Raw genomic sequence first — 10784 nt, forward strand, 5'->3', positions numbered from 1 at the left:
ATCGCCAGGTTGCGCACCACCTGGAAGCAGTAGCCGATCGGCTGCTGCACCGCCAAGCCGTGCGACACGTCGGACAGTTTGAGAAAGGCCTCCTGCACCACGTCCTCGGCCAGCTCGCGCCGCCCGGTGATCTTGTGGGCCAGGCCTTGCAGCTTGGCCCGGTGCGCGAGAAAGGCTCCACCGAGCCCTGCGGCAGGCTCATGGTTGGTGATCGACACGCTCTACCCCCTGGTGCTCATCGTTATTAGTTGAGAATCATTCTCATTTTCCACGATCACGTCAAGGCTTCGCGAATGACCCTGCAACGACTGGCATGAAGGCTTGCGTCATCCGGTGGTCATCGTCCAGGCGGCATGGGTTCGTTCAGAATGCGTGCCTTGTCCTTGCGGTGAACCCTGGCGAAAACAAGCGATGCGCGTCCTGCTGGTGGAAGACGACCSGATGATCGGCGCGGCCGTGCAGCAGGCGCTGTCCGATGCCGCCTATGCAGTGGACTGGACCACCGACGGCGAGCAGGCCCTGGCCGCCGCGCTGGCGCAGGCCTATGACCTCGTGCTGCTCGACCTCGGCCTGCCGCGGCGCGACGGCATCGACGTGCTGCGCCAGCTGCGCGCGCGCGATGCCCGCGTGCCGATCCTGATCGTCACCGCGCGCGACGAGGTCGAAGACCGCATCGCCGGCCTCGACCTCGGCGCGGACGACTACGTGCTGAAGCCCTTCGACGTGCAGGAGCTGCTCGCGCGCATGCGTGCCGTGGTGCGCCGGCAAGGCGGCTCGGCGTCGCCCTTGCTGACCAACGGCGCGATCACGCTCGATCCGGTGACGCGCGACGTGAGCTTCGAGGGCCGCAGCGCCGCCCTCTCCGGCCGCGAGTTCACGTTGCTGCAGGCGCTGCTGGTGCGCCCCGGCGCGATCCTCTCGCGCCAGGAGCTCGAGGAGCGAATCTACGGCTGGAACGAGGAGGTCGAGAGCAACACCGTCGAAGTGCTGATCCACGGCATCCGCCGCAAGCTCGGCCCCGCGGTGATCCGCAACGTGCGCGGCGTCGGCTGGCGCGTGGACCGCGCGGCATGACTGTCATCGCCCCATGAGGAACTCGCTGCAGTTCCGCCTGTCGCTGTGGATGGCCGTGCTGCTGCTGGCCACCGCGGTCGCGGCCGGCGCGGTGTCGTTCTTCTGGGCGCTGCACGAGGCCAACGAGCTGCAGGACGACCTGCTCGAGCAGACCGCCGCGCTGGTGCTGGCCGGCCAGCTCGCGATCAACCCGGTCGAGCCGACGGCCACGCCGGGCGCGCCGCGGCCGAGCGTGGTGGTGGAGCTGGTCGACACGGCGGCGGGCGAGCCGCGCGTGAACGGCATCGGCCGGCTGCCGCGCGACCTGCCCGACGGGCTGGACACGCACGTCGCCGAAGGCCGCCCGTGGCGCATGCTGCTGACCCACCTGCCGGACGGCCGCCGCTTCATCGTCGCGCAGCAGACCGACCGGCGCGACGACATCGCGCAGGACAGTGCGCTGGCCGCGCTGGTGCCGCTGGTGGTGCTGCTGCCGGTGCTGTTGCTGCTGATCCGCGTGGTGATCGGCAGCACGCTGCGGCCGATCGCGCGGGCCTCGCACCAGCTGGATCGCCAGGGCGACGCCGCGCTGGTCGACGTGCCGGCCGGCGACATGCCCGACGAGGTGCGGCCCTTCGTCACGTCGATCAACGCGCTGCTGCGCCGCCTCACCGAATCGCTCGAGCAGCAACGCCGCTTCGTCGCCGACGCGGCGCACGAGCTGCGCTCGCCGATCACCGCGCTGACGGTGCAGGCCGAGAACCTGGAGCATGCGGAGATGTCGCCCGAGGCACGGCGGCGTTTCGTGCCGCTGCGCGAGGGGTTGTCGCGCTCGCGGGCACTGCTGGAGCAGCTGCTGTCGCTCGCGCGGGTGCAGGCGCCGCGGGCCGACGCGCACCACGGGCCGGATGCAGCGGCGCAGCCCTCGGTCGCGCTGCACGAGGTGGTGCGCGAGGTGGTCTCCGACCTGGTCGCGATGGCCGAGGCCGGACAGGTCGACCTGGGCGTCACGCGGCTCGACGCGGTGCGGGTCGCCGGCACGCCGGTCGACCTGCAGACGCTGGTGCGCAATGCGGTCGACAACGCGGTGCGCTACACGCCGGCCGGCGGGCGCGTCGACGTGAGCCTCGAACAGGCCGGTGGCCGCGCGCTGCTGCGCGTCGACGACACCGGCCCCGGCATTCCGCCGGACCAGCGCGAGCGGGTGTTCGATGCGTTCTACCGGCTGCTCGGCACGCAGCAGACCGGCAGCGGGCTGGGCCTGTCGATCGCGCGCAGCATTGCGCAGCGGCTGGGTGGAACGATCACGCTGGAGACGGCGCCGGGCGGGGGCTTGCGCTTCGAGTACCGGCAGGAGAGCCAGCAAGACAGCCGCCCCGCCTGACACCCGCGTCCCCAAGTTTCGGTATGGACGTGGCGGCTGGCGCCGTTACCGTGGCAGGTCCACTGCACCACCACCGGAGCAACTGAATGGCCTTGCATCGCAACGTCGGCGGCATCGTGAGCCTCGCGGCCGGCGCCACGCACCACTGGGAGTATTTCTTCGACGGCTTCGGCCGCGATGTCGGCGTCGCCGTCGCGGCGCCCAACATCCAGGAGCCGCAGGTCAACGTCGAACTGGTCACGGTCAGCCAGGGCGTCGTCGCCCGATCGAACGGCGAGACCGACGGCATCCACTACACCGTCAACATCCGCAATGCCGGGCCGGTGGCGATCCACTACAACCTCAGCATTGCCGAATGGAGTTGAGCACCATGCACACCGCCACCGTGATCACCGAGGCCGGCCGCGTGGTCGGCGTCCAGGTCGACCTGCCGGTCGGCTCGCGCCGCGTCGGCCCGGTCGCGATGCTGCGCGCCGGACCGGCACAGACGCTGCACCGCATCGACGTGGAGCTGCCCGAATCGCTCGCCACCGCCGACGAGATCGAGCGCTTCCACGCCGGCATCGCGAAGCGGCTGGCCCTGGCCGCGCCGGGCAAGTCGAAGTCAAAACCCCCGAAGACACGAAAGTAGCGCCTGTCGCAGAATGCCCCTTCGTTCAGAGAAGGGGCAGCGATGAAGGTGTGCATCTACGGGGCCGGCGCGATCGGCGGATTCATCGGCGCGCGGCTCGCGGCGAACACGGGCGCGCAGGTCAGCGCGGTCGCCCGCGGCGCGACGCTGCAGGCGCTGCGCGAACACGGCTGGCGGTTGCAGCAAGGCGGCCAGCTCGTCAGCGGGCCGGCCACCGCCAGCGCCGATGCGGCCGAGCTGGGCCCGCAGGACCTGGTCGTCATCGCCGTGAAGGGCCCGGCGCTCGCCGCGGTGGCCGACCAGCTCGCGCCGCTGCTCGCGCCGCACACCGTCGTGCTGCCGGCGATGAACGGCGTGCCCTGGTGGTTCGGCCGCGGCATCGCGGCGATCGGCGACGCTCCGCTCGAGAGCGTCGACCCCGGTGGCCGCATCGCCGCGAAGATCCCGCACGAGCAGGTGCTCGGCTGCGTCGTGCACGCGGCCACCACCAGCCCGCAGCCCGGCCTCGTCGAACACAAGATGGGCCAGGGCTTGATCATCGGCGAGCCCGGCGGCGGCGAATCGGCACGCGCCCGCGAGCTCGGCGCGCTGCTGACGCAGGCCGGCTTCGACGTCACCGTGTCGGCCAGCGTGCGCCAGGACATCTGGTACAAGCTGTGGGGCAACATGACGATGAACCCGGTGACGGCAATCACCGGCGCCACCGTCGATCGCGTGCTCGACGACCCGCTGCTGCTCACGTTCTGCGCGAACGCGATGCGCGAGGCCTCGGCGATCGGCGCGCGCATCGGCTGCGCGATCGCGCAGACCCCGGAAGWCCGCCAGCAGGTCACGCGCAAGCTCGGCGCGTTCAAGACCTCGATGCTGCAGGACGTGGAGGCCGGCCGCGGCATCGAACTCGATGCGCTGGTCGGCGCGGTGCGCGAGATCGCGCAGCGCCTGCCACTGCCGACACCGAACATCGATGCGCTGCTCGGGATGACGCGGCTGTTCGGGCGCGTACACGGCCTGTACCCCCAGTAATCCCAACCGGACACCCCCATGACCCACCTTCCCCGCTTCCTCGGCGCCGCACTGCTGACACTGGCCGCCACGTTCGCACATGCGCAGACATCGGCACCGGCCCCGACACAACGCCTGCGCGGCACCGTCGAGTCCTTCGACAACACCACGCTGGTGATCAAGGAGCGCAGCGGCGAGGTGCTGCGCCTGGCGCTGGCCGACACCTTCGGCGTCAACGAGGTGGTGCCGACCGAGCTGTCCGGCATCGCCGCCGGCAGCTACATCGGCACCGCGGCAATGCCGCAGCCCGACGGCACGCTGCAGGCGCTGGAGGTGCTGGTGTTTCCCGAGCAGGCGCGCGGCACCGGCGAGGGCCACTACCCGTGGGACCTGCAGCCGGGCAGCACGATGACCAATGCCACCGTCGCCGACGTCGTCGGACAGGCCAAGGGCCGCACGCTGCGGCTGCGCTACAAGGACGGTGAGAAGACGGTGCTGGTGCCCGAAGGCGTGCCGGTCGTCACCGTGAAGCCGGGCGACCGGGCGCTGCTGGTGCCGGGCGCGAAGGTGCTGGTCACCGCGCAGCTGCGCGACGGCAAGCCGGTGGCGCTGCGGGTGATCGCGGGGCGCAACGGGTTCGCGCCGCCGATGTGATCATGAGGATGTGATCAGGCGAACGCGTGCCGGTCCCCGGTGCGGAACGCCGCGATCACGTCCAGCAGCCCGGCCGCCTGGATCTTCAGGCTCTCGGCCGCCGCGGCGCTCTCTTCCACCAGTGCGGCGTTCTGCTGCGTGCCGGAATCGATCGACGCCACCGCCTGGTTCACCTGCACGATGCCGCTGCTCTGCTCGGTGGTCGACGCGTTGATCTCGGCGATCAGGTCGGTCATGCGGCGCACCTGGGCCACGATGTCGTTCATCGTGCTGCCGGCTTCCGTCACCAGTTTGCTGCCAGCCTCGACCTTCTCGACGCTGGTGCCGATCAGGCCCTTGATCTCGCGGGCCGCCTGCGCACTGCGCTGCGCGAGGCTGCGCACCTCGCCGGCCACCACCGCGAAGCCGCGGCCCTGCTCGCCGGCCCGGGCGGCTTCGACGGCCGCATTCAGCGCGAGGATGTTGGTCTGGAACGCGATGCCGTCGATCACACCGATGATGTCGGCGATCTTGCGGCTCGAATCGGAGATCTCGCCCATCGTCGCGACCACGCGCTGCACCACCTCGCCGCCGCGGCCGGCCACGTCGGCCGCCGAGACCGCGAGCTGGCTCGCCTGGCGCGAGCTGTCGGCGTTCTGCTTCACCGTCTCGGTCATCTGCTGCATCGAGGCCGCCGTCTGCTGCAGCGCGCTCGCCTGCTGCTCGGTGCGACTCGACAGGTCCTGGTTGCCCATCGCGATCTCGGCCGAGGCCGTCGCGATGCCGTCGGCCGACTGGCGCACCTTGCCGACCATGTCGACCAGGCTGCCGTTCATCTTCTTCAGCGCGGCCAGCAGCAGGCCGGTCTCGTCGCGGCTGTCGACGACGATGTCCGTGCCCAGGTCGCCGGCAGCCACCGCCTCGGCGAGCGTGACGGCGCGCGTCAGCGGCGCGGTCACCGCGTTGCTGAGCAGCCAGCCGAGGCCGACGGCCGCCAGCATCGCGGCGACGCAGGCGGCGATCATCGTGATGCGGTCGCCCGCGTAGGCCGCATCGGCCACCTTGACGATCCCTTCGGCCTGCGCATATTCGTATTCGATCAGTTCGCTGGTGGTCTTCAGCAACGCCGCCAGCAGCGGCCGGCATTCGGCGTTCATCTTCGTGATCGCCTCCTCGCGCTTGCCGTCCAGCGCCATGCCGACGATGCTGAGCGCCACGACGTCGTATTTCATCTCGATGGCGTCGATCTGCGCCACCAGCTCGCGGTCGCGCGCGGTCACGTCGAAGCTGTCGCCCATCGCGGCCTTCAGGCGCTGCATCGCCACCTTGGTCTCCTCGTGCGATTCGGAGACGGCCTTCTTCTCGAACTCACGGTCGGCCGGATCGGTCACCAGCACCAGGTTGCGCGCCGCGATCGCGCGCCGCGTCGCGGCACCGCGCAGGCTGGTGGCCAGGCGTTCGCGCTGGCCGACACCTTCCAGGTAGTTGTCGAAGCGCTCGTTCGAACGGGAGAGCGAGCGCAGCGACAGCCCCGAGACCAGCAGCACGATGGTCGCCAGCACGGCAAAACCGAGCATCAGCTTGGTCTTCACGCGCATGTTCTTGAAGTTCATGWGATTCCCTGAGTCGGTAGGAAGGCTGACCGGATGACACGCCATTGTTCGATGGCGCTGCGTGGCTGCCAATCCGATGCGCGCCGCGTGTGGTGTCGGTCAAGGTCAGGCCCAGCATGAGGGGAAACTGCCTACAACTGCGATCGATGCTCTGGGCGGCGGCCTGGCCTGTGAGCGCTGTCTGACCCGGCAAGCCGGCGCCGTCCGGCAGATTCGCACACCGGCAGGCTCGACCATGGGCCATCTCGTCTGCACGGAGACCCTCGATGGGCCTGACCCCCTTGAACCGCTGGCTCGGCCGCACCGCGATGCCGTTCTTCCGCAAGGCCCTGCCCGCGATGGGCGACACCGAACGGGCCGCGCTCGAAGCCGGCACGGTGGGCTTCGAAGGCCAGCTGTTCTCCGGAAGGCCCGATTTCGATGCGCTGCTGGCGATCCCGCCGAACCGCCTGACGCCGGACGAGCACGCCTTCCTCGACGGTCCGGTGCGCGACCTGATCGGCATGCTCGACGACTTCTCGATCGACACCGAGGGCGACCTGCCCGCCGCCGTGTGGCAGCACCTGCGGACGAAGCGCTTCTTCGGCATGATCATCCCGAAGGAGCACGGCGGCCTGGGCTTCAGCCACCATGCGCATGCGACCGTGGTGACGCGCATCGCGAGCGTGAACGTCGCCGCCGCGGTCACCGTGATGGTGCCGAACTCGCTCGGGCCGGCCGAACTGCTGCTGCGCTACGGCACCGAGGCCCAGAAGGCGCAGTACCTCGAACGCCTGGCCGATGGCCGCGACCTGCCCTGCTTCGGCCTGACCTCGCCCTATGCCGGCTCCGATGCCGCCGCCATCCCCGACCGCGGCGTGCTGACCGAGCGTGTGATCGACGGCCGGCGCGTGCGCGGCTTCAGCGTCACCTTCGACAAGCGCTACATCACGCTGGCGCCGGTGGCGACGGTGGTCGGCCTCGCGTTCCAGGCGGTCGACCTGACGCGCCCCGAGGGCGAGCAGGAACTGGGCATCACCTGCGCGCTGCTGCCGGTGCCGACGCCCGGCATGGAGATCGGCCGCCGCCACCACCCGATGGATTCGGCCTTCATGAACGGCCCGGTGCGCGGCGAGAACGTGTTCGTGCCGATGGACTGGGTGATCGGCGGCGAGCCGCAGGTGGGCCAGGGCTGGCGCATGCTGATGGAGTGCCTGGCGGCAGGCCGCGCGATCTCGCTGCCGGCGATGGGCGCGGCGATGCAGCAGACGGCGCTGTTCGTGATGAGCGGCTACGGGCAGATCCGCGAGCAGTTCGGGCTGCCGATCGCGAAGTTCCACGCGATCGCCGCGCTGCTCGCCCGCACCGCCGCCGACCTGTACGCGACCGACGCGGCCCGCCGCTACACCGCTGCGGCACTCGATGCCGGCCAGCGGCCGAGCGTCGCGAGCGCGATCCTGAAGGTGCACCTGACCGAAGCCGGCCGGCGCGCGGTGATCCACGGCATGGACGTGCTGGGCGGCAAGGGCATCATCTCGGGGCCGGGCAACCTGCTCGGCGCGGCATACCGCCAGGCGCCGATCGCGATCACGGTGGAAGGCGCCAACATCCTGACGCGCTCGCTGATCATCTTCGGCCAGGGGGCGGTGCGCTGCCATCCGCACGTGCTCGACGAGATGGCTGCGGTGCAGGCGAACGACGAACAGGCGCTGGGCGCGGCGCTGCTGGCGCACGGCCGCCACGTGCTGCGCAACCTGGGCGCCAGCCTGGTCGGCGCGCCGCTGCGCGGCCAGGTGCCCGAGGGCCTTCGGAAAGAAGCGCGGCTGATCGCCCGCGTGTCCGCCAAGTACGCGTTGACGGCCGACCTGGCGATGGGCCTGCTGGGCGGCAAGCTCAAGCGCATGGAATTGCTGTCTGCCCGGCTCGGCGATGTGCTGGCGAACCTGTACCTCGCATCGGCCAGCGTGTGGCGCTACGAGCGCGAGGCCGACCCGGCCCTGCTGCCGATCGCGCGCGCGGCGATCCGCGTGCAGCTGGACCAGGCCGCCGCGACGCTGCGCGACCTGTACGCCAACCTGCCCTCCGGCCTGCTGCGTGCGCTGGCGCCGCTGCTGCTGAACGGCACGCGGCACCTCGCCCCGCTGCGCGACCGCGACCTGGTGGCGCTGGCCGAATCGCTGCGCAGCGAACCGGCGGTGCTGGCGCGCCTGTGCATCGATGTGGGTTCGCCGCGCAGCGGCGGCCTGCGCGACCTGCGCAACGCGCTCGACCAGGCGCGTGCGCTCGGCGACGAAGCCGGCGAACTGAACCAGGCCTTGCGCCATTCGCGTTCGCTGGAGGATGTGGCCAGCCATTCGCGCAACCCGGCGGCCGCGCTCGCCTACCTGCGCGCGGCGGCCAGGGTGATCCAGGTCGACGACTTTCCCGGACCGGCGCGGCCTGTGGCGCCGCGACCGCCCGTCCCATCCGCCGCGGCCATCGCGGTGCCCGATCCACTGGAGGTGCCATGAGCCAGAACACCGTGAACCCGACTGCTGCCAACGCCGTCTCGAACCCGATCCGCAGCGACGGCGTGCTGCCGCCCGAGAACAAGGTCTTCCTGGCCTTCCGATCGGCCGACGACCTGCAGGGGGCGCTGAACGCCCTGCTGGACGAGAACTTCCTGGAAAGCGACCTGCTGGTGTTCTCGCCGCAGCAGATGGCGCGGCAGATGCGGACCAACATCGCCCATGCGGGCGTGCTGGCCTCGATCGGGCAGGACCTGAACCTGCTGAAGACGCACCTCGCGCTGGCCGAGCAGGGGCACGGCTACGTGGTCGTGCTGTGGCCGAAGAGCGACCACGAGGAGTTCATCACGCAGGTGGCACGCGAGCACAACGCGGCGCGGGCGCAGAAGTTCGGGCACCTGATCATCGAGGAGCTGATCGAGCCGAGCCCGGGCCAGCAGCAGCACTTCGAGTCGCCCGATCGCGGGCTGGACCGCGGAGCGGAACACGAGAGGCAACGCTGAGCGCGCGGTTCACGGCACCGCCGGATCACAACACGGCGTAGCGCCCCGGCTTGTGGTTGACCGCGATGAACAGGTTCATCACGATGGCCGCGAGCACCGACCATGCGACGCGCGACGGTTCGACCACCGTCAGCGCAAGCAGCACGACGCTGCAATCGACGCCCATCTGCACCTTGCCGGCCCGCCAGCCGCGTGTCTGCTGCAGGTACAGCGACACGATGGTGGCGCCGCCCAGGCTGGCGCGGTGGCGAGCGAGGAACAGGCAGCCCGAACCGAGCAGCAGCCCGCCGAGCACGGCCGCATAGGCCGGGTGCAGGCGCTCGATCGCGAACAGCTGGGGCGACCAGTCGGTCATCAGCGACAGCAGCGTGATCGCGATGAAAGTCTTCAGCGTGAACTCGCGGCCCATGCGCCGCCACGCGAACCAGTAGAACGGCAGGTTGATCGCGAAGAACAGCTTGCCCAGGCCGATGCCGGTCGCGTAGTGCAGCACGAAGGCGACACCCGCGGTGCCGCCGGTCAGCAGCCCGACCTGCGCGAACAGGATCAGCGCCAGCGAGACGAACAGCGTGCCGGTGAAGATGGCCTGCGCGTCCTCGAACAGCGTGTGGCGCTGGAGCGGCGGCGGGGTTTCGGAGGAGGCAGCGGGGGTGCTCATGGCCCCCGATGTTGCAACAAGCGTGCCGCCCACGCGAAGCCTGAAGACCTTCAATGCCCGCTGCTGTCGCCCGAGCGGCCGGCCTCGAACAGGAACCAGGTGCGGCGCTCGGTCTCGTCGATCCACACTTCGATCAGGCTGGCGGTGGCGATGTCGTGGTGTTCGTCGCAGACGCCGTGGGCCTCGCGCAGTTCGGCGACCAGCGTCTTGTTGTCCTCGCGGAGTTCGGCGAGCATGTCCGACGGCTCGACGAACTCGGCGTCGTTGTCGAGGATGCGCTGCRAGCGCGCGATGTGGCCGATCGAGCGCAGCGTGCTGCCGCCCACCTTGCGCACGCGTTCGGCGATCGGGTCGGTCATCGCGTAGAGCTGGTCGGCCTGCTCGTCGAGCATCACGTGGTAGTCGCGGAAGTGCGGGCCGCTCATGTGCCAGTGGAAGTTCTTGGTCTTCAGGTACAGCGCGAACACGTCGGCCAGGATGCCGTTCATCGCGGCGGCGATGTCGCGCGTGGCGCCGGCCTTCAGGTCGGTCGGCGTGACCAGCGGGGCGCGCTGGCGTTCCTTGGCGCTGCGTGCCGGGGACGGGGCCTTCTTCTTCATCGCGAATCCTTCCGTGGAGTGTTCGCGCAGCATAGCGTTGTGCTGATTTATTCGCCTCCTTCTGAGGGGGCAGGCTTCTGTTCTTTCGTGGCGCGTGTTCGGAGCGGCCGGGGCAGGCTGTGGGGGCTCGGCTGGGGCGGTCGGCCCTGGCGGGCCGACTGCACGAAGAAGCTCGGCTTCGGGGGTGCATCGGCAAACTCCCGCCACTCACTTCGTTCGTTG

The 10784-nt window shown here is 70.3% G+C and carries 12 protein-coding genes; 8 read left to right on the forward strand and 4 right to left on the reverse strand.

The genetic code is table 11. The annotated features are described in order from the left end of the window. Positions 1–218, reverse strand: a 218-nt coding sequence (locus tag AC1D15_RS08020) for a sigma factor (protein WP_477825567.1), incomplete at its 3' end; no start/stop codon positions are given. Between the two features lie 193 nt (positions 219–411). Here AC1D15_RS08020 and AC1D15_RS08025 point away from each other — a divergent pair. The 6 genes from AC1D15_RS08025 (at position 412) to AC1D15_RS08050 (ending at position 4724) form a co-directional block, all read left to right on the forward strand. After that, positions 412–1074 carry a response regulator transcription factor gene (locus AC1D15_RS08025; RefSeq protein ID WP_477825568.1) on the forward strand — a complete coding sequence of 221 codons (663 nt, stop codon included), beginning with the start codon at positions 412–414 and terminating at the stop codon, positions 1072–1074. Between the two features lie 13 nt (positions 1075–1087). After that, the gene (locus AC1D15_RS08030; protein ID WP_477825569.1) at positions 1088–2437 is read left to right on the forward strand and encodes an ATP-binding protein; all 1350 of its coding nucleotides are present in this window, start codon (positions 1088–1090) and stop codon (positions 2435–2437) included. A gap of 86 nt (positions 2438–2523) precedes the next feature. Then, positions 2524–2802, forward strand: a complete 279-nt coding sequence (locus tag AC1D15_RS08035; protein ID WP_465114579.1) for a hypothetical protein — start codon at positions 2524–2526, stop codon at positions 2800–2802. Positions 2803–2807: 5 nt separating this feature from the next. Beyond that, positions 2808–3068 (forward strand): hypothetical protein, encoded by a 261-nt coding sequence (locus tag AC1D15_RS08040; RefSeq protein WP_465114580.1) that lies wholly within the window; start codon positions 2808–2810, stop codon positions 3066–3068. A gap of 42 nt (positions 3069–3110) precedes the next feature. Then, entirely contained in the window at positions 3111–4091 is a 981-nt protein-coding gene (locus AC1D15_RS08045; protein ID WP_477825570.1) for a 2-dehydropantoate 2-reductase, read from the forward strand. A gap of 18 nt (positions 4092–4109) precedes the next feature. Then, on the forward strand, positions 4110–4724 hold the full coding sequence (locus AC1D15_RS08050; protein ID WP_477825571.1) for a hypothetical protein: 615 nt from the start codon (positions 4110–4112) through the stop codon (positions 4722–4724). 14 nt (positions 4725–4738) lie between these two features. On the opposite strand, the gene AC1D15_RS08055 is transcribed toward AC1D15_RS08050, so the two are convergent. Next, the gene (locus AC1D15_RS08055) at positions 4739–6316 is read right to left on the reverse strand and encodes a methyl-accepting chemotaxis protein (RefSeq protein WP_477825572.1); all 1578 of its coding nucleotides are present in this window, start codon (positions 6314–6316) and stop codon (positions 4739–4741) included. Between the two features lie 266 nt (positions 6317–6582). Between AC1D15_RS08055 and AC1D15_RS08060 the strand changes: the two genes are divergently transcribed. Beyond that, entirely contained in the window at positions 6583–8805 is a 2223-nt protein-coding gene (locus AC1D15_RS08060) for an acyl-CoA dehydrogenase (protein WP_477825573.1), read from the forward strand. Continuing rightward, positions 8802–9305 carry a hypothetical protein gene (locus AC1D15_RS08065; protein ID WP_477825574.1) on the forward strand — a complete coding sequence of 168 codons (504 nt, stop codon included), beginning with the start codon at positions 8802–8804 and terminating at the stop codon, positions 9303–9305. The genes AC1D15_RS08060 and AC1D15_RS08065 overlap by 4 nt, the downstream gene beginning before the upstream one ends. A gap of 25 nt (positions 9306–9330) precedes the next feature. Here AC1D15_RS08065 and AC1D15_RS08070 read toward each other — a convergent pair whose 3' ends face one another. Both AC1D15_RS08070 and AC1D15_RS08075 read right to left on the reverse strand, forming a co-directional pair. After that, positions 9331–9963, reverse strand: a complete 633-nt coding sequence (locus AC1D15_RS08070) for a YitT family protein (RefSeq protein WP_047507958.1) — start codon at positions 9961–9963, stop codon at positions 9331–9333. Positions 9964–10013: 50 nt separating this feature from the next. Continuing rightward, positions 10014–10562: a Dps family protein gene (locus tag AC1D15_RS08075; protein ID WP_477825575.1), complete on the reverse strand. Its 549-nt coding sequence runs from the start codon at positions 10560–10562 to the stop codon at positions 10014–10016. Between the last annotated feature and the right edge of the window lie 222 nt (positions 10563–10784).

It is taken from the genome of Rhizobacter sp. P2_H2, assembly GCF_056403375.1.